A 17208-nucleotide genomic window follows, 5' to 3' on the forward strand; every position below is an offset into this window, starting at 1 on the left:
GGTGCGGGCAGCGCGGACGGGCTCGGCGGCACCGGGGCGGGGGTCCCGGGCACCGGGCTCGCCTCGACCGGGCTGGGCGCGGCGCTCGCGGGGGTGGGGGCCGGAGCGGGGGTGGGCTCCGGCGCGCCGTCCACAGCGGAGGCGATGACGGGCACCGCCACGGCGGCGGTCACGGCGACCAGGGCGCTGACGACGAACATGCGGCTCGGCACGTGCGGGCTCCTTCCGGGGGCACCACCGGGCTCGGTGGTGCTGTCACCACTCCCCCACGCGGTGGGCGGGCCGACCGGTTGCCCACGACTTCGCGGTCCCCCTTGCGGCCCGCGCCGGGCACCGCTAACGTACAACCATGTGGTTGTAGATAGCGACCTGAGCAGCGACGAGGTGGACCGGATCTTCCACGCGCTCGCCGACGCGACCCGGCGCGACATCGTCGCCAGGGTGCTGCGGGAGGAGCAGTCGGTGTCCGGTCTGGCCAGCAGCTACGCGATGAGCTTCGCCGCGGTGCAGAAGCACGTGGCGGTGCTGGAGCGGGCCCGCCTGGTCATGAAGCGGCGGCGCGGGAGGGAGCAGCTCGTGCGCGGCGACCCCGACGTGCTGCGGCGCGCCCGCCTGCTTCTCGACGAGTACGAGCGGCTGTGGCGGCACCGCGCGGCGGCGATCGAGGACATCCTCTCCGAGGACCAACCGGAAGACAGGAGCGAGAAGTGACCGTCATCGACGTGCAGAAGGACCCCGAGGCCCTGACGCTGACCTTCACCGCGGAGTTCACCGCGCCGGTCGAGCGGGTGTGGCAGGTCTGGGAGGACCCGCGCCAGCTGGAGCGCTGGTGGGGCCCGCCGACCTGGCCCGCGACCTTCACCGAGCACAACGTCAAGCCCGGTGGGCGCAGCGCCTACTACATGACCGGCCCGGAGGGCGAGCGGGCGGGCGGCTGGTGGGAGTTCACCGCCGTCGACGCCCCGCACTCCCTGGCGTTCCGCGACGGCTTCGCCGACGCCGACGGCAACCCCAACCCCGCGATGCCCACCACGGAGGCCACCGTCGTCCTGGAGGCCACCCCGACCGGCACCCGGATGACCACCACCAGCCGGTTCAGCTCCCTGGAGCACCTGGAGCAGCTGCTGGAGATGGGCATGCAGGAGGGCATGCGGCTGGCCATGGGCCAGATCGACGAGCTGCTGGCGGCCTGAGCCCCGGCGGACCCGCCCACCCGCCCCGGCGCGGCGACCTCGACCTTGGTGGAGGTCGCGCACCGGGTGGGCGGGCGCGCGGGCGCGCCCGCTAGCCTCAGCCCGTGTCGAGGTGGCGGATCAGGGGCGGGCGGTGAGCACGTCGACCCGGGACGGGCGGGTGGCGGTGACCAGGTCCGCGCTGGCGCTCGCCGCCTGCTGGGCGGTGACCAGGGCGGTGCTGGTCGGCATCGTGTTCACCATCGGCGTCGAGGCCTGGCGCGAGGTGACCTACTACCAGCGCTGGCACGACGTGCTCTCCAGCGGCACGTTCCCGGTCGACGACGTGACCTGGCAGTACCCGCCGGGTGCCGCGCTGGTGATGCTGCTGCCCAAGCTGCTGCCGTTCGCCGGGTACGTCCCCGCGTTCGTGGCCTGCGTGGTCGCCGTGGACGCGGTGGTCGCCTGGGCGCTGGCCAGGGCGGTGCTGACCACCGGCGGGCCCACGGCCGCGCCATGGCTGTGGGTGCTGGGCATCCCGGCGCTGCTGACCACCCCGTTCACCCGATACGACGTGATCGTCACCGGGGTCGTGGTGCTCGGGCTGCTCGCGCTGCGCGGGCGGCCCCGGCTGGCCGGGGTGCTCGCCGGGCTGGGCGCGTCGGTGAAGGTGTGGCCCGCGGTGGTGCTGCTCGGCGCCCGCTGGCGGTCGTGGTGGTGGGCGCTGGCGACGGCGGTGGGGCTCTGCGCGGTGCTCGCGCTGACCTCGCACAACGCCTTCGGCTTCCTGTCCGCGCAGAGCAACCGGGGCCTGGAGATCGAGTCCGTGGGCGGGTCGGTGCTCATGGCGGCCGCGCTGTTCGGCTACCCGGCCCAGGTGGAGTACCGGTACGGGTCGTTCGAGGTGCTGGGCCCGCTGGTGCCGCAGATCGCCACCGGGTGCGTGGTGGCCAGCGCGGTCGCGGCGCTGTGGATCGGCGTGTGGCGGCTGCGGACCCGGTCGGTGGGGCCGGTGGTGGCCGCCGACGCGGCGCTGACCGCGGTGCTGCTGTTCGTGGTGACCAGCCGGGTGATCAGCCCGCAGTACGTGATCTGGCTGGTGGGCCTGGGCGCGGTGTGCCTGGTGTCGCGGCAGACCACGCAGCGGCCGGTGGTGGCGCTGATCGCGGTGATGGTGCCGCTGACCTCGCTGGAGTTCCCGCTGCTGTTCAACGAGCTGCTGAAGGGGTCGGCGCCCGCGGTGGTGGCGGTGCTCGTGCGCAACGCCGTGCTGCTGGTCGCCGCGGTGTGGTCGGCAGTGCTGCTGCACCGCGGCTACCGCAGGCGCGCCGCCGAGCCGGTCGCCGTCCTGCCGCCGCCGCGCGAGGAGCCCGCCGAGGCCGAGCAGGAGCCCTCGGAGCGGTCCGCGGGGCGGTAGGGCCGTTCCGGCAGGGCGGGGGTGCGCGATCGGGCGTGCCGGGACGGGGCCGTGGCACGCTAGCGTCGTCGGCGTCGGTGTTCCAGCGGCCCGGGAGGACAGCGTGGGCGGTCCCATCACCTACCTCGACAGCGCGGACGTCGCCGGGCTCTGCGCCGGGCTGCCGCTGGTCGACCTGGCCAGGGACACCCTGCTGGCGGTGCGGCGGGGCGAGGCGGGGCTGTTCCCGGAGACCGGGCTGCGCTGGACCAACCCCGCGGGTGCCGCCGCCCGCAGCCTCATCCTGCCCGCGTGGGCGGGCACCAGCTACGGCTGCAAGATCATCAACGCCTCGCTCGGCAACCAGGCGCTCGGCCTGCCCCGGGCCGCCGGGCTGATCGTCCTCAACGACCCGGAGACCGCCCAGCCGGTGTGCGTCATGGAGGGCGCGCGGATCAGCGCCCTGCGCACGGCCGCGGTCTCGGTGGCCGCGCTGCGCGCCGCGCGCGACCTCGGCGCCGTCACCAGCGTCGCGTTCCTGGGCAGCGGGCGGCAGGCCGAGGTGCACCTGGAGCTGCTGGCGCCGCTGTGCCCGCGGCTGGGCGAGGTCGTGCTGCACGACGTGGTGCGCGGCCAGGCGGAGAAGCTGGCCGAGGCCCTCTCGACCACCCGGCCGGGCGTGCGCGTGGCCGAGGACGCCCGCTCCGCGGTGTCCGGCGCGGACATCACCATCGCCGTCACCACCACCACCGAGCCCTACGTGGACCTCGACTGGGTCGCCCCGGGCGCCACGTTCGTCAACGTCTCCCTCGACGACGCCACCGAGGGCCTGCTGCTCGGCTGCGACCACCTCTTCGTCGACGACTGGGACCTGGTCGTGGACGACGACCACCGCCTGCTCGGCAAGCTCGCCCGCTCGGGCCGGGTCTCCGCGCCCGGCACCGCGGCCCCCGAGGGCGGCCGGGCCGTCGACGCCGACCTGCCCGCCCTGTTCTCCGGCGAGTACACCCGCCCCATCACCGCGACCGACCGCGTGGTCGTCAACCCGTTCGGGATGGGCGTGCACGACGTGGCCATCGCCGCCGCCGTGCACGCCACCGCCCTGGAGCGCGGGATCGGGCTCGCGCTCCCCCGCTGAGCCCTACCGGCCCGCCGGGGCGGGCGCGCAGGCGAGCAGGGCCGCCCCGAGCAGGTCGACGGCCTCGTCCAGTTCCGCCTCGGTGATCGTCAGCGGCGGCAGCAGGCGCAGCACCGCCTCCGCCCGCCCGCCGGTCTCGACGATCAGGCCGCGGTCAAGCGCCGCGCGCTGGGTCGCCGCCGCCAGCTCCGGGGCCGGGGCCCCGGTCGCCGGGTCGGCCAGCTCCACCGCCCACATCAGGCCCAGGCCGCGGGTGTCGCGCACCCACGGGCAGACCGCGGCCAGCCCGGCCAGGCGGGCGGCGAGCTGGGCCTCCCTGGCGAGCACGTTGTCCAGGACGCGGTCGCGGGCGATGACGTCGAGCGCCGCCAGGCCCGCGGCGAACGCCAGCTGGTTGCCGCGGAAGGTGCCGATGTGCGCGCCCGGCGCCCAGGTGTCCAGCGCCCGGTCGTAGAGCAGCATCGACACCGGCAGGCCCACGCCGCTGAGGGCCTTGGAGGCGACGACGACGTCCGGTTCCACGCCGTAGCGCTCGAAGGCGAACCAGGTGCCGGTGCGCCCGCACCCGGTCTGCACCTCGTCGACCACCAGGGGCACGCCCAGCTCCCAGGTCACCGCGCGCAGCCTGCGCACGAACTCGGGGGTGGCCGGGATGCCGCCGCCCTCGCCCTGCACCAGCTCGACGATCACCGCCGCGGGCAGCTCCACCCCGCCCTTGCCGTCGGTGAGCACGTTCTCCAGGTAGGTCGCGCAGTTCGTGTCGCACACCGCCGGGGTCAGCCCCAGCGGGCAGCGCGCGCAGTACGGGAACGGCATGAACTGCACGCCCGGCACCCCGTTGGCCACCGACTCCTTCGGGTACCGGTTGCCGCTGACCGCCATCGCCCCGGCCGTGCTGCCGTGGAAGGCGCCGTGGAAGGCCACCACCGCGCCCCGGCCGGTGGCGAGCTTGGCCAGCTTGATCGCCGCCTCGACCCCGTTCGCCCCGGTCGGCCCGCAGTAGTGCACCTTCATCCGCTCCCGCAGCGGCGCGGGCAGCATGCCCAGCTGCCGCCGGGTGAACTCGTCCTTGACCGCGGTCGGGAAGTCCAGCCCGTGCGCCAGCTCGCCCAGCTGCGCCGAGGCCGCGGCCACCAGCTCGGGGTGCCCGTGCCCGAGCGAGAGCACCCCCGCCCCGGCCAGCAGGTCCAGGTAGGTGTTGCCGTCGAGGTCCTGCACGTAGCAGCCGCGCCCCCGGCGCAGCGCGATCGGCAGGCTGCGCGGGTAGGTGCGCGCACCGGACTCCACCCGGTCCTGCTCGGCCAGAAGCGCGCGGCTGCGCGGCCCGGGGACCTCCGTCCTGCGCACCACCCGCTGGGGTACCTCGTCCGTGCTGGTCACGCGTGCTCGCTCCGATCGGCCGTGGTCGGTGGTCGGCTGCCGGGACCGGCCCGGTGGTGGGCGAGCGGGCGGGGTGACCGGGCAGCGCCTGGGGCCCACGTTGTACACCCTCGGCCCCGGCCCCCCGATCGGGTGTCGGGGATACTGGCGGGGTGGAGCACCGCCGTCCCAGCGTCGACTCGCTGGTCGAGGGACCGCACAACCGCTACCGGCTGGCCAGCCGCGCGGACGACTTCACCATCTGGGGGCTCGTCGAGACCCTGTTCACCGGGGGGCGTGGCCTGCACGGCGACATCCCGCCGCTGCACCCGAGGCTGCTGCGCGACCTGCTCTCGCACGCGCCCGACCCGGAGTTCCTCGGGGTGCTGGCGTGGCGGCGGGCGCTGCGCGCCGATGAGATCGCGGTGACCTTCGGGGACCGGCCACCGGGGCGGGCGGAGTGGTTGCTGCGCGCGGATGAGGTGGCGCGGGCGTGGGGGTGGGGGTTGTTGGGTGAGGACGGGGTGGTGGCGGTGGTGCTGGGGCCGGACGCTCCTGGGCACCTGCCTGATGCGCCTGGGGTGTGAGGGGTCTGCTGGCTTGCCTGGGTGGGGGATCTGCTTGCGCAGATCAAAAGAAGCGGGATTTTGTTGGCTTGCCCGGGTGGGTGGTTCTGCTTGACAGGGGCCCCTGCGGCGATCATGTGCTCGGGGTGGGGAAAAGGTGAGGCCTGCGGCCCCACCCCCCGGCCGTGGGTAGCACATGATCGCCTTCCCCTGTCAAGCAGAACCGCCCACCCGGGCGTTTGCGTAGCCGGGCCGCCGGTTTCGTTGGTGGCGGCTTCTTTGGGAAGCGGGTTGGGTGGGGTGGCTGGGTACTCGGGGGTGGGTGGCGTTGGGAGCGGGGTGGCGTTGGGGGGGAGCGTGGCGTTGGGGGGGGTGAGGGGGGAGCGGGTGGGGGTTAGGACTCGGGTGGGGTGGGCTGGGAATCGGGGTGGGGGGTGGGGCGGGTGAGGCCGTGGGACAGGAGGGCGGTGAGGGTGTCCAGGACCTCGTCGGCGGGGGTGGGGTCGGGGGTGGTGAGCCAGGCCTCGCACAGGGATTCGGTGAGGGTCGCCATGGCGGCGGCGAGGGTGGCCGGGGGGCCTGCGAGGGGGGTGCCGCGGGCGGCCAGGTCTTCCAGGTGGGAGGTCCAGGGGGCCAGTTGGGCGGTGCGGATGGCCTGCATGCGGGCGGCGAGGGTGGCGTCGACCAGGGCCGCTTGGCGCATGGCGGTGATCTCGGGGTGGTGGGTGGTGTAGACCTGCCAGAAGACGGCGAGGTGGCGGCGGAGCTGGCGGGGGTCGGAGAGGTCGTGGGGGGTGCCGTCCGGGGGGCCGATCAGGGTGTCGGCGGTGGTGGCGAGGTCGGCGGCGAGGGCGTCGAGGAGGTCTTCCTTGCTGGTGAAGTGGTTGTAGAAGGAGCCTGCTGAGCGGCCCGCGGCGCGGGTGATGTCGGCGATCTTGGTGTTGAGGTAGCCGCGTTCGGCGAACAGGGTGCGGGCGGCCTGCTTGAGGGCTGCCGCCGTCTGGGCCGCTTGGGCCTGGCGGGATCCGACCAACGTGACCTCCTCCTTGACACCAGCATCGCACAGCGATCACGATGAATCCAGATTCAGTGAATTGAGATTCAGCGAAAGGGGCGGACATGAAGGCGGCGGTGCTGCGGGCGTACGGGGTGCCCGGGTTCGAGGAGTTCCCGGATCCGGAGCCGCGGGAGGGGGCGCAGGTGGTGGCGGTGCGGGCGGCGACGGTCAACGCCGTTGACGTGGCGATCGCCGCGGGGACGCACTACCTGAGCCCCCGGGAGTTGCCGGTGGTGCCGGGGATCGAGGGGGTGGGGGTGCTGCCGGACGGGCAGCGGGTGTACTTCGGGTGGCCGGTGGCGCCGCACGGGTCGATGGCGCCGGTGGCGCTGGTGCGCGACGAGCTCAGCACGCCGCTGCCCGACGAGGTGCCCGATGCCGTGGCGGCGACCCTGGGCAACGCCGGGCTGGCGGCGATGATGCCGATGTCGTGGCGGGCGGGGCTGCGGGCCGGGGAGTCGGTGCTCGTGCTGGGCGCGACCGGGGTGGTCGGGCGGCTGGCGGTGCAGGTGGCGAAGCTGCTCGGGGCCGGTCGGGTCGTCGCGGCCGGGCGGGACCCGGAGGCGCTGGAGGAGTTGGCCGGGGTCGGGGCGGACGCCGTCGTCCGGCTCACCGAGGACGACCTCACGACGCGGTTCACCGAGGCCGCGCAGGGGCGGGTGGACGTCGTCGTCGACTACACCTGGGGCGCCCCCGCCGAGGCGGCGCTGCGGGCGATCGCGACCAACGGGCGGCTGGCGCAGGTCGGTGACCGGGCGGGCGGCACCATCACCGTGCCGTCGCAGGTCATGCGCAGCACCGGCGCGGCGGTGTTCGGGTTCATGCCCACCCACGCGGGGCCGCGGGTGATGGCGGAGTCCTACCGGCGGTTGCTCGGGTGGGGCGCCGCCGGGGAGCTGGACGTGCGGGTGGAGGAGCTGCCGCTGAGCGAGGTGGCCGCGGCGTGGGAGCGGGAGCGGACCTCGCGGCACAAGCTCGTCCTGGTGCCCTGAACCGCCGCCGGGGCCCGGCTCACCCCGGCGCGACCAGCGGGAGTCCGAACGCGACAGTCGCGGCGAACAGGGTGGTGGCGGGCACCGAGCGCAGCGTGCCGTGCAGCAGGGCCTCGGCGGCGGGGTGGCCGTCCCGGTGGTGGGTCGGCGGGGTGATGACCGACAGCAGCACCGGCGCCGTGGCCAGCAGCCCCGCGAGGTGGGTGCCGAGGACGTCCGCGCTGCCCGCGACGGTGACCACGATGCCGACCGAGGTGGCGGCACGGGCGGGCACGTCCCACCACGGCGTGCCGCGCACGGGCACCGCCGCGGGTTCGGCGGGCAGGGCGGCCAGGGCCGCGCCCACGCCCAGCAGCGCGACGGGCACGGCGGCCCACGTCGGGGGCAGCAAGCTGAGCGCCGCCAGGGTCAGCGCGACGGCGCCCAGGGTGGCCGCCAGGGCGACCGGCGGGCGGGTGCGGCGGTGCGCGAGGTGGGCGTAGACCAGGCAGAACACGGCCACGCCCACCTGCCCGACCATCGACCCGCGGGCGGCGTCGGCGGCGGCGGCCGGGCCGCGGGCGACCACGAGCGCGGCGAGGAACGGGACCATCGTCAGTGGCAACCCGACGACGACACCGCCCACCCGGTGCCCGAAGCGGCGTTGCACGAGGGCGACCGCGGTGACGGTGAGCAGCGGGAACAGGATGTGGACGACCGTGACTCCCATGCCGTCGACCCTGCCGCCGATCGCGCCGAAGGTGGCGCGGAGATCACGGCGACACCCCGCGAACCGCCGCGCTTTCCGAGGTGTTTGCCACCGATCACCGAGCTATCCACACTGGGGCTCGTGGATGACATCGATCGGGAGCTCGTGCGGCTGCTGCACGACGACGGCCGCAGCACCTACCACGAGCTCGGCAAGCGGGTCCGGCTCTCCGCCAACACCGTGGCCGACCGGGTGCGCAGGCTGCGCGCTTCCGGTGTGGTCAGCGGCGTGCACGCGCGCGTCGACCCCACCGCGCTCGGCCGGACCCTGCACATGATCAGCGACGTGCGGCTGCGGGAGTCCACCGACCGGGCCGAGTTCGAGCGGGGCCTGCGCGCCATCCCGCAGGTGGTCTCCGGTGCCCGGCTCACCGGCGACTACGACTACCAACTGCGCCTGGCGTGCACGACCCCGGCGGAGTTCGAGTCCACGATCGACACCCTCAAGCACAGCCACGGCGTGTTGCAGCTGCGCAGCAGGCTGGTGCTGCACGACCTGCCCCTGGACGCGACCGGCCTGCTCGGCGCGTGATCAGGGCACGCGCGACAGGGCGGTGATGGCGAACCGGCTGCCGTCGCGGCGCACCTCGACCACCCCGGGGCCTGCGAAGTGCGCGGGCACCACCAGTTCCCGCCGGTCCGCCGCGCGCTCCAGCACCGCGCGCCGGGTGCGCGCGGCCTGGTCGAGGTCTTCGCAGAAGCAGCTGTTGTGCACGGGGTCGAGCACCTGCACCGGGCTGTGCACCAGGTCTCCGACGAACACGGCGCGGTCGGAGCCGGACTCGACGCGCACGAGCGAGGACCCGGGGGTGTGGCCGGGTGCGGGGTCGAGGGTGATCGCGGCGTCGACGCGGTGGTGGCCCTCCCGCAGGACCGCCTGCGGGAGAACGGGTTCCACGCTGTCGCGGTAGAGGATCGGACTGGCGGCGTGGCGCTGCCGCTGCGCCTCGTCGCGGCCCGCGGGCATCCGGCCCGCGTTGGCGGGGTCGTAGAACTCCTTGTCCGCGCGGGGGATCAGGTAGGTGGCGTTCGGGAAGGTGGGCACCCAGGCCGCGCCCTCGGCCCGGGTGTTCCACCCCACGTGGTCGAGGTGCAGGTGGGTGTTGACGACGACGTCGACGTCCTCTGGCCGCACCCCGGCGGCGGCGAGGCGGTCGAGGTAGTCGGTGTCGAGGTGGTCGAACCTGGGCAGGGTGGGGCGGTGGGCACGATGGTGGTCAACGGGGCGATCGGGCCCGCCCACTCGGTGACCCGGGTGATCTCCACGTCGCCGATGCGCGTGACGTCCATGTCGACGACGTTAGGCGGGTCCGGTGAGCAGTTCGATGCGGAGCAAGCTCAAGGTGATGCGCGATCGGCTCACGTGACGGGCGACTTGGTGCTGATCCCGCGCGGTGACGCGCACGTGCTGGCGGATTCGCCCTCCCCGGCTGGGGCGACGCCGTTCGACGACGCGGTGGACAACCCGGCAGGCACCACCGACTTCCTGTGCGGCAAGTACCGCGTGGACACCGCCCGCGCGCACCCGCTGCTGAGCGGGTTGCCCGAGGTGGTGCACCTGCCCACCGCCGACGGGCAGAACCCCACCCTGCGCACGACGATCGACCTGCTGGGCGCGGAGGTGGCGGCGCAGCGCCCGGGGCACGGCAGCGCGGTCCGGGCCCTGCTCGACCTGCTGCTGGTGCACGCCCTGCGCGCCTGGCTCGACGCGGACCCGGCGTCGGGGTGGCACCGGGCGCTCACCGACCCGCCGACCGCCGCCGCGCTCTCGGCCCTGCACGCGGACCCGGGGGCGCCGTGGCGGCTGCCTGACCTGGCCGCGCGCGTCGGGCTCTCGCGGGCGACGCTGGCCCGGCGCTTCGCCGCCTCCACGGGCCGATCCCCGATGGCCTACCTGGCCTGGTGGCGGCTGGCCACGGCCGCGCACCTGCTGCGCGACAGCGACCTGCCGATGCGGGCCATCGCGCGCCAGGTCGGCTACACCTCGTCCTACGCGTTCTCCACGGCGTTCAAGCGGCAGTACGGTCAAGCGCCGACGCACTACCGCGCGGACGCCCTCAGCGGGTGAGCGCGCGCACCAGCAGGTCGACGAGCTTGTCCAGGTAGTCGTCCTCCAGCTCGGCTTGGCGCACGCGCACCCGCCAGTACAGGGGCGCGGCGACGAGGTCCATGGCCAGCTCGACGTCGACGTCGGCGGGCAGCTCGCCGCGGGCGACGGCCCTGGTCAGCACCTCCGCGCCGCGGGCGCGGCGGGGTTCACCGATCATGTCCGCGATGACCCCGGCCAGCGCCGGGGTGCGGGTGGCCTCGGCGGTGAGGTCGGGCAGGATGCGCGAGAGCAGCGGGTGGGTGATCCACTCGTGCACCCCGGCGAGCACCGCGCGCAGGTCGCCGCGCAGCGAGCCGGTGTCGGGGACGCGGGCCATCGGCACGCTCAGCTCGGACACCACCGAGACGACCATCTCCCGCTTGGACGGCCAGCGCCGGTAGAGCGCGCTCTTGCCCACCCCGGCGCGCTTGGCCACGGCCTCCATCGACAGCCGCCCGTAGCCCGCGTCGGCCAGCTCGGTGAGCACCGCGTCAGCGATCGCGGTGGTGACCTGGGGTTGCAGGACGGCGGCGCCGGTGGGGGCGCGGCGGGTGCGGTCGGCCATGGCGCCCAGCATACGACTGGACGGGACGGTCCCGTCCGGCCTACTCTGGTCGGGACGGAACCGTATCGTCCACTTGGAGGGACCCCGATGACCCCGCGCGACCTGCTCGACGAGGCCCTGCGGCTGCTGCTCGCCAAGGACATGGCCGGGTTCAGCGACCTGTGGGCCGAGGACGGGACCATGGAGTTCCCGTTCGCCCCCGAGGGCTACCCGCGGCTGGAGGGGCGGGCGGCGGTGGCCGACTACGTGCGCGACTACCCCGACCTGCTCGACATCCACGAGTTCACCGACCTGGTGGTGCACGAGACCGCCGACCCCCGGACCATCGTGGCCGAGTTCGCCGCCCGGGGCGCCGTGACCGCCACCGGCGCGCCGTACCAGCTGCGCTACATCGCCGTGATCACCGCGGTGGACGGCAAGATCACCAGCTACCGCGACTACTGGAGCCCCGCCGCCGTCGCGGGCATCACCGGTTCGCTGGACGACTTCGCCGCCGGGGTGCGCTCGTGACCACCCTCGTCACCGGCGGCACCGGCACCACCGGCCGCCGGGTCGCCGCGGCGCTGGCCGCGTTGTCCGAGCCCACCAGGATCGCCACCCGAACCCCGCGGGCACCCGGGCAGGTCCGGTTCTCCTGGGCCGACGGGTCGACGTTCGCACCAGCGCTGTCCGGAGTGGACAGCGTGTACCTGCTCGCCCCGGCCGGCTCAGCGGAACCGGCCGAGCTGACCGAGCGCTTCCTCGACGTCGCGCGGGCCGAGGGCGTCCGGCGGGTGGTGCTGCTCAGCTCGTCGGCCGTGCCGGACTCGCCGTCGGGCATCGGCGCCCTGCCCGCGCTGGTGCGGCGGATGCCGGAGTGGGCGGTGCTGCGCCCGTCCTGGTTCATGCAGAACTTCACCGGCGACCACCCGGTCGCGGTGGGCATCCGCGAGCGCGGGGAGGTCCTGACGGCGACGGGTGACGGGCGCGTCGCCTTCGTCGACGCGGGCGACATCGCCGCCGTCGCCGCCCGCGCGCTCACCGATGCCGCGCCGCACAACACCGACCACATCATCACCGGCCCGGAGGCGTTGAGCTACGCCGAAGCCGTCGCCATCGTCTCCCGCCACACCGGGCGACCCGCGCGCCACCGCGCAGTGACAACGGAAGACCTGGTCGCGCTGCTGGAGTCCTCCGGCATGTCCACGCCCTACGCGCGGATGCTCGCCGCGCTCGACGAGCACATCCGCGAAGGCGGCGAGGACCGCACCACCTCGGTGGTGGCGGAGGTGACCGGTCGCCCGGCGCGCTCGTTCGAGCGTTTCGCCTCGACGGACCTGGTGCCTGCGCTGTCCGGCTGACGCCTGTCCGGTCGATTGCCCGCGGCGGGCGCAGGCGCCACGATCTCCGCTGTCGGACATTCACCGGGTGGAGGGCGTGATCGTGATCCGTCGACTGGGCGTGGTGCTGGCGGCCCTGACAACCATGCTGGTGGCCGTCCCCGGTGTCGCGTCCGCGGCGTCCGCGACCGTGGGCCGCACCGACGGCGACGGGCTCACGATCCGGACCGGGCCCACCACGGGCAGCGCCTCGCGAGGGCTGGTCTGGGACGGTCAGGTCGTCGACATCTCCTGCCAGGTGGTCGGCCAGGCGGTGACCAACACCCGGGGCTTCACCAGCGACCTGTGGGACTTCGTACCCGCGCTCGGCGGGTACCTGTCGGACGCCTACATGGCCACCGGCTACGACTACCGGATCCCCGGGGTGCCCGATTGCGGCGGGGCAGGCGGCGGTTCCCTGGTGCCCGTGTCGCAGTTCCAGGGCCAGCCCAACCAGGGCGAGGACTGCGGCCCGACCAGCGTCGTCACCGCCCTGCTCGCCTCCGGCCGGGTGCCGAGGGCCTGGAGCGCGGGCACCCCCGTGGCCGCGATCAACCAGGCGCGCCGGGACATGGGCTTGGACCCGACGTGGAACGACCCGGCGCAGTTCGGCACCAGCGAGACCGACGTGGTGCGCGCCCTGGGCGCCAACGGGGTGTCGGCGTGGACGTCGTGGGACCTCGCGGCGTCGCTGGCGCACGTGCGCGCGGGCGGGCAGGCGGTGATGGCGGGCAACATGATCAGCCTGCCGTGGTCGGGGAACGACGTCGCGCACTTCCTGACCGTCGCCGGGTACGAGGGCGGCCAGTACCTCGTGCTCGACCCGGCGTCGCAGCCGGTCGTCTACCGGGCCACGCAGGCGACCCTCGCCGCGTACTGGGACCACCAGTACGGGCGGGCGGCCGTCCTGTTCTCCTAGGGCCTGTCCTCGGCCGTGTTCCAGGCACGGCCGAGGAGAACAGGACGGCCGCCCGGCAGCAGCGCCCCCGACAGCGGTACCTGCTCGGGCGGGTCGAGCACGGCGACGGGCAGCGGGCTCACCGGTGCACCTCCCCGGACCTGGCCGCCGCGGCCAGGTCGGCGCGGGTGGGCAGGCCCTCCCAGTCGCCGGGGACGGTGCAGGCGTAGCCGCCGACGGCGTTGGCGGTGGCCAGGCAGCGCTCGACGGGTTCGCCGAGGACCAGCTCGGCCAGGTAGCCGCCGACGAAGCCGTCACCCGCGCCCACCGGGTCGACGACCCGCACCGGGGTCGTGGGCGCCGGGACGAACCGGCCGTCCGCGTGCGCGAGGGCGCCCCGCTCCCCCAGCTTGAGCACCGCCGTCGCCGGGCCGAGCGCGGTGAGCCCGGCCGCCAGCTCCTCGTCGGTGCCGCCGCGCCCCAGCACCAGCTCGGCTTCCTCGACCCCGGCGAACACCAGGTCGGCCGACGCGACCAGGCGGGCGAGCACCGGCGCGGCCCGGGAGTCCGCCCACAGCGTGCGGCGGTGGTTGACGTCGAACGACACCGGCACGCCCGCCGCGCGGGCCAGCGCGATGGCCCGCTCGACCGCGCGCAGCGGGCCGGGGCCGAGCGCGGGGGTGATCCCGGTCAGGTGCAGCACGTCCGCGGCGGCCACCAGCTCCGGGTCCACATCGGACTCCGAGAGCCGGGACGCCGCGCTGCCCGCCCGGTAGTAGCGCACCGCGCTCGGGTGCCCGCCGCGCACCTCCTTGACCATCAGGCCGGTGGGCGCACCGGGGTCGAGCGGCGCGCGGACGTCGACGCCCTCGGCCCGCACCTCCCGGGTGACCGCGCGGCCCAGCGCGTCGTCGCCGACCCGGCTGACCCAGGTGGCCCGGCCGCCGAGGCGGGCCACGGCGATGGCGACGTTGGACTCCGCGCCGCCCACCCCGAGCACCGGCGGGCCGGTGGCGACCCCGCTGGCGGGCACGGTCAGCAGGGCCATCGTCTCGCCCAGCGCGAGCACCCCGCTCACGCCGCGCCGCCCAGCCGCAGCACCTCGCCGCCGCCCACCGCGGCGCGCTCCAACACGGGCACGGCGTCGTCGAGGCCGTGCCCACCGGCCCCCAGCGGCTCCAGGTCCGGGCCCGCGCTGGCGGTGATCTCGTCGACGAACCGGTAGCGGTCGACCCAGGTGACCTCGCGGGTGACAAGGTCAACCAGGGCGGCGGGGACCGGGGTGCAGGGGAGGTTGCCCACCTGCCCAGCGTGCCGCGCTGGGCGGTGGCGCGCAGCACCGGGCCGAGCGCGCCGGAGGCCTCCAACACCAGCTCCACGTCACTGGCGGTCTGGGATCAGCCCCGGCGACGACACCGAGTGACCGGATGCCGCTGCGCGGATCACCGACCGGTGGCACCCCCACCGCCGCGCTCGGAGCAGGATGGACGGACCTGTCCCCAACCTTCGAGGGGTGGTCGGCGGTGACGCCAGGGACCAGTGCGGCGGACCTGCTGCGGGGCGTGGCCGAGCGGGCCGCGACCGGTGGGGCGCCGTCCGGCGCGGGGCGCTACCACTACGTGCGGACCTGCGGGTGGTACCTGCGGTCGGTGACGCGGATCTCGCGGCGCGGAGCGGCGCACGGGCCGAGCACCAGCACGGTGGAGCCCTTCGAGCGCGAGCAGTGGATCGCCCCGGACGGGTCGGGGCGGCTGGTGGTCACCAGCAACGGGCACCCCGTGCGGCCCAGCGGCGAGTTCGGCCCCGGCGGCCTGGGCGCCAGGTTCCTCACCGGGACCGACCGGGCCGCGGTAGCCGAGGTGGTGCGCGACGGGGACGGCACCGCCGGAGCCCTGCGGGCGATCACCGGGGTGTGGCTGCGGCAAGTGGTCCCGCCCGACCTGCGCCGGGCGCTGCTGCTCGCCTTGGCCGACCTCGACGGCCTGGAGGTGGTGGGCGAGACCCGCGATCACCTGGGCCGGGCCGGGGTGGCGGTGGCCCACCACGACCGGGAGCGCCGCACCCGGGTGGTGCTGGTGTTCCACGCCAGGCACGGGTGGTTGCTCGGCCGGGAGGAGATCGCCCTGCCGGGGGCGCGGGTGTCCCTGCCGACGCCGGTGTCGACGAGCAACACGCTGGTGACGCTCACCGGCTACACCGAGACGACCACCGAGCAGCCGCAGGCCTAGAGGCTGTCGCGCAAGTGGGGCGGGGTCAGCCCTTGTGCCGGTGTTGCCTCGAACGGTGCCGGGTGCAGGTTGGGGACGCACAGCCTGACTAGGGCATCGGCGGCACGGCGAAGTACCCGCCGCCCACCGCGAGCAGGTACGGGTGCAGCGCGTCCGCGGTCAGCCGGGACTGGGCCAGGGCGAACCCGGCGGCGAGGTCTCGCTGGAAGGCCATGAACACCACGCCCTCGTCCTGCGGCGAGGTGGAGTAGATCCACGAGCGGCGCAGCATCCGGGGTGCCGCGCTGCCGGGCGTGCGCGGGTTCATGGTGCGCACGTGCGAGTCGAGCGGGGTGGTGGCGCCGTCGGGGTCGGCGGTGAAGTCGGGGGTGGCCCCGGCGGCGGTGCCGTCGAGCCAGGTGCCGTCCGGGTGGCGGCCGATGACGGCGGCCTGGCGCTCGGGCGGGTCGGCGCGCCACTGCCCGTGCGCCATCCGGATCACCCGCACGGCCAGCAGCGAGGCGCCCGAGGGCAGCAGCACGTCCGGGGTGTTGGTGTGGCCCTCGACGAAGCCGAACGGGTTGCGCTGCAAGCCCGCGGGCGACCCCTCGCGCGCCACGACCTCGCGCCGCACCGGGCACTGCCAGGCCACGTCGAGCCCACGCACCACCTCGGCCAGGCGCGCCACCGCGTCGGGCCCCTCGACCTGCACGAACGCCTCGGCGCCGGTGCGCTCGCGCATCAGCACCTCGCCGGGGAACGGCGGCATCCCCACCAACCCGGCGGCGTACGGGGTGCCCGCCGCGAGCGCGGGCGAGAGGCCCACCAGCACGTCCGGGGCCCGCAGGCCGAGCAGCTGCGCCGACGACCCGCCCCGCACGAACGCCACGGCCCCGGACGCGTCCGGCGGGCGCAGCGCCGGGTGCGTGGTGGTGTCCTGCGGCGCCTGCTCGCCGGTGGAGCACGCGCCCAGGCACGCCAGCACCGACAACCCGGCCGCCCCGGACAGCAGCGACCGGCGCGACAGCGCCGTCCCCCCGGTCACGGCGCCAGCTTCCCGAGGGCCTTCTTGGCCTCCCGGCGCACGAGCGGGCGCGGGTCGTCGAGCAGCCGCTCCAGGTCCGCGCGCGCGGCCGGGTCCTTCTGCCTGCCCAGGGCGATGACGGCGTGCGCGGTGACGGTGTCGTCGTCGAGCAGGCCCCGCAGCAGGCCGACCACGCGCGGGTCCTTGGACTTGCCGAGCGCCTGCACCACCATCTGCCGGGCCGGGCCCCACTGCCGCTCGGCGGCGATGGTGGCCAGCCCGTCGTAGTGCTTGTCGTCCGCGACGACCGACAGCGCGTTGCCCACCGCCCAGCGCAGGCCGAACCCGGTGTCGTCGGCCACCAGCCGGAACTGGCGCAGCAGCTCCGGGGCGGCCCCGGCGCGCTTGGCCGCGGGCACGCTCAGCGCCCGCACCAGCCCCTCCCGCAGCGCCTCGCACCGCTCCCCCGGCTCCACCCTGTCCTCCAGGGCGGTGAGCCAGTCGAGCAGCACGGGGACGCCCGCGCGGTAGTCGTGCCCGCCGTTGACGAGGTCCCACACGCTGGCCACCGGCACCCCGACCCCGGCGAGCGCGGCGAGCAGGTCGGCGGGGGTGTCGGTCGGGGTGTCGGTGGCCATCG

Annotated in this window: 22 protein-coding genes and 1 pseudogene; 12 read left to right on the forward strand and 11 right to left on the reverse strand. The window is 75.3% G+C overall.

Annotated elements, in window-relative coordinates; genetic code table 11:
• Positions 1-212 (reverse strand): annotated as a pseudogene (locus BJP25_RS34165) (hypothetical protein); the annotation flags it as partial.
• Positions 213-351: 139 nt separating this feature from the next.
• Between BJP25_RS34165 and BJP25_RS14765 the strand changes: the two are divergent.
• The 4 genes from BJP25_RS14765 to BJP25_RS14780 all read left to right on the forward strand — a co-directional run bounded on the left by BJP25_RS14765 (position 352) and on the right by BJP25_RS14780 (position 3706).
• Positions 352-711, forward strand: coding sequence for an ArsR/SmtB family transcription factor (locus BJP25_RS14765; RefSeq protein WP_075975501.1), 360 nt, complete (start codon positions 352-354; stop codon positions 709-711).
• Positions 708-1193, forward strand: coding sequence for an SRPBCC family protein (locus tag BJP25_RS14770; protein ID WP_075975502.1), 486 nt, complete (start codon positions 708-710; stop codon positions 1191-1193). The genes BJP25_RS14765 and BJP25_RS14770 overlap by 4 nt, the downstream gene beginning before the upstream one ends.
• Positions 1194-1410: 217 nt before the next feature.
• A complete protein-coding gene (locus tag BJP25_RS14775) occupies positions 1411-2589 on the forward strand; it encodes a glycosyltransferase family 87 protein (RefSeq protein ID WP_075975503.1) in 1179 nt (392 codons plus the stop codon).
• A gap of 103 nt (positions 2590-2692) precedes the next feature.
• Positions 2693-3706, forward strand: a complete 1014-nt coding sequence (locus BJP25_RS14780) for an ornithine cyclodeaminase (protein ID WP_075975504.1) — start codon at positions 2693-2695, stop codon at positions 3704-3706.
• Positions 3707-3709: 3 nt separating this feature from the next.
• Here BJP25_RS14780 and BJP25_RS14785 read toward each other — a convergent pair whose 3' ends face one another.
• The gene (locus BJP25_RS14785; protein ID WP_075975505.1) at positions 3710-5086 is read right to left on the reverse strand and encodes an aspartate aminotransferase family protein; all 1377 of its coding nucleotides are present in this window, start codon (positions 5084-5086) and stop codon (positions 3710-3712) included.
• A gap of 152 nt (positions 5087-5238) precedes the next feature.
• Here BJP25_RS14785 and BJP25_RS34170 point away from each other — a divergent pair, with 152 nt between their 5' ends.
• A complete protein-coding gene (locus tag BJP25_RS34170; RefSeq protein WP_075975506.1) occupies positions 5239-5652 on the forward strand; it encodes a hypothetical protein in 414 nt (137 codons plus the stop codon).
• A gap of 373 nt (positions 5653-6025) precedes the next feature.
• Here BJP25_RS34170 and BJP25_RS36215 read toward each other — a convergent pair whose 3' ends face one another.
• Entirely contained in the window at positions 6026-6664 is a 639-nt protein-coding gene (locus tag BJP25_RS36215; RefSeq protein ID WP_075975507.1) for a TetR/AcrR family transcriptional regulator, read from the reverse strand.
• A gap of 86 nt (positions 6665-6750) precedes the next feature.
• Between BJP25_RS36215 and BJP25_RS14800 the strand changes: the two genes are divergently transcribed.
• Positions 6751-7680 carry a quinone oxidoreductase family protein gene (locus BJP25_RS14800; protein ID WP_075975508.1) on the forward strand — a complete coding sequence of 310 codons (930 nt, stop codon included), beginning with the start codon at positions 6751-6753 and terminating at the stop codon, positions 7678-7680.
• A 19-nt stretch (positions 7681-7699) separates the two neighbouring features.
• On the opposite strand, the gene BJP25_RS14805 is transcribed toward BJP25_RS14800, so the two are convergent.
• A complete protein-coding gene (locus BJP25_RS14805; protein ID WP_075975509.1) occupies positions 7700-8389 on the reverse strand; it encodes a hypothetical protein in 690 nt (229 codons plus the stop codon).
• Between the two features lie 120 nt (positions 8390-8509).
• On the opposite strand from BJP25_RS14805, the gene BJP25_RS14810 reads away from it, so the two are divergent.
• Positions 8510-8959, forward strand: coding sequence for an Lrp/AsnC family transcriptional regulator (locus tag BJP25_RS14810; RefSeq protein ID WP_075975510.1), 450 nt, complete (start codon positions 8510-8512; stop codon positions 8957-8959).
• On the opposite strand, the gene BJP25_RS14815 is transcribed toward BJP25_RS14810, so the two are convergent.
• Entirely contained in the window at positions 8960-9670 is a 711-nt protein-coding gene (locus tag BJP25_RS14815; protein ID WP_233158086.1) for an MBL fold metallo-hydrolase, read from the reverse strand. It abuts the gene before it with no gap.
• 120 nt (positions 9671-9790) lie between these two features.
• Here BJP25_RS14815 and BJP25_RS14820 point away from each other — a divergent pair, with 120 nt between their 5' ends.
• Positions 9791-10495 (forward strand): AraC family transcriptional regulator, encoded by a 705-nt coding sequence (locus tag BJP25_RS14820; protein WP_075975511.1) that lies wholly within the window; start codon positions 9791-9793, stop codon positions 10493-10495.
• Here the strand turns inward: BJP25_RS14820 and BJP25_RS14825 are convergent.
• Complete coding sequence (locus BJP25_RS14825) at positions 10485-11081, reverse strand: TetR/AcrR family transcriptional regulator (RefSeq protein WP_075975852.1); 597 nt, start codon at positions 11079-11081, stop codon at positions 10485-10487. The genes BJP25_RS14820 and BJP25_RS14825 overlap by 11 nt on opposite strands.
• Before the next feature lie 87 nt (positions 11082-11168).
• Here BJP25_RS14825 and BJP25_RS14830 point away from each other — a divergent pair, with 87 nt between their 5' ends.
• The 3 genes from BJP25_RS14830 (at position 11169) to BJP25_RS14840 (ending at position 13358) form a co-directional block, all read left to right on the forward strand.
• Positions 11169-11591: a nuclear transport factor 2 family protein gene (locus BJP25_RS14830; RefSeq protein WP_075975512.1), complete on the forward strand. Its 423-nt coding sequence runs from the start codon at positions 11169-11171 to the stop codon at positions 11589-11591.
• Entirely contained in the window at positions 11588-12421 is an 834-nt protein-coding gene (locus BJP25_RS14835; protein ID WP_075975513.1) for an NmrA family NAD(P)-binding protein, read from the forward strand. The genes BJP25_RS14830 and BJP25_RS14835 overlap by 4 nt, the downstream gene beginning before the upstream one ends.
• A gap of 82 nt (positions 12422-12503) precedes the next feature.
• A complete protein-coding gene (locus BJP25_RS14840) occupies positions 12504-13358 on the forward strand; it encodes a hypothetical protein (protein WP_233158087.1) in 855 nt (284 codons plus the stop codon).
• On the opposite strand, the gene BJP25_RS36220 is transcribed toward BJP25_RS14840, so the two are convergent.
• From BJP25_RS36220 to BJP25_RS14850, 3 genes are read right to left on the reverse strand one after another with little or no spacing between them, the layout of a single operon-like run.
• Positions 13355-13480 carry a hypothetical protein gene (locus BJP25_RS36220; protein WP_269844547.1) on the reverse strand — a complete coding sequence of 42 codons (126 nt, stop codon included), beginning with the start codon at positions 13478-13480 and terminating at the stop codon, positions 13355-13357. The genes BJP25_RS14840 and BJP25_RS36220 overlap by 4 nt on opposite strands.
• Positions 13477-14415: a sugar kinase gene (locus BJP25_RS14845; RefSeq protein WP_233158088.1), complete on the reverse strand. Its 939-nt coding sequence runs from the start codon at positions 14413-14415 to the stop codon at positions 13477-13479. The genes BJP25_RS36220 and BJP25_RS14845 overlap by 4 nt, the downstream gene beginning before the upstream one ends.
• Positions 14412-14639, reverse strand: a complete 228-nt coding sequence (locus tag BJP25_RS14850) for a hypothetical protein (protein ID WP_075975515.1) — start codon at positions 14637-14639, stop codon at positions 14412-14414. The genes BJP25_RS14845 and BJP25_RS14850 overlap by 4 nt, the downstream gene beginning before the upstream one ends.
• Positions 14640-14860: 221 nt before the next feature.
• Here BJP25_RS14850 and BJP25_RS14855 point away from each other — a divergent pair, with 221 nt between their 5' ends.
• Positions 14861-15565 carry a hypothetical protein gene (locus BJP25_RS14855; RefSeq protein ID WP_075975516.1) on the forward strand — a complete coding sequence of 235 codons (705 nt, stop codon included), beginning with the start codon at positions 14861-14863 and terminating at the stop codon, positions 15563-15565.
• An 88-nt stretch (positions 15566-15653) separates the two neighbouring features.
• Here BJP25_RS14855 and BJP25_RS14860 read toward each other — a convergent pair whose 3' ends face one another.
• The gene (locus tag BJP25_RS14860; protein ID WP_075975517.1) at positions 15654-16589 is read right to left on the reverse strand and encodes a Dyp-type peroxidase; all 936 of its coding nucleotides are present in this window, start codon (positions 16587-16589) and stop codon (positions 15654-15656) included.
• Positions 16586-17206: a HEAT repeat domain-containing protein gene (locus BJP25_RS14865; RefSeq protein WP_075975518.1), complete on the reverse strand. Its 621-nt coding sequence runs from the start codon at positions 17204-17206 to the stop codon at positions 16586-16588. The genes BJP25_RS14860 and BJP25_RS14865 overlap by 4 nt, the downstream gene beginning before the upstream one ends.
• Between the last annotated feature and the right edge of the window lie 2 nt (positions 17207-17208).

Source organism: Actinokineospora bangkokensis, from assembly GCF_001940455.1.
Taxonomy (GTDB): domain Bacteria; phylum Actinomycetota; class Actinomycetes; order Mycobacteriales; family Pseudonocardiaceae; genus Actinokineospora; species Actinokineospora bangkokensis.

Excerpts from the sequence above, each read along its gene's own strand:
- BJP25_RS14865 (WP_075975518.1), bottom strand. The coding sequence starts at position 17,206 with ATGGCCACCGACACCCCGACCGACACCCCCGCCGACCTGCTCGCCGCG.
- BJP25_RS14805 (WP_075975509.1), bottom strand. The coding sequence starts at position 8,389 with ATGGGAGTCACGGTCGTCCACATCCTGTTCCCGCTGCTCACCGTCACC.
- BJP25_RS14800 (WP_075975508.1), top strand. The coding sequence starts at position 6,751 with ATGAAGGCGGCGGTGCTGCGGGCGTACGGGGTGCCCGGGTTCGAGGAG.
- BJP25_RS14830 (WP_075975512.1), top strand. The coding sequence starts at position 11,169 with ATGACCCCGCGCGACCTGCTCGACGAGGCCCTGCGGCTGCTGCTCGCC.
- BJP25_RS14825 (WP_075975852.1), bottom strand. The coding sequence starts at position 11,081 with ATGGCCGACCGCACCCGCCGCGCCCCCACCGGCGCCGCCGTCCTGCAA.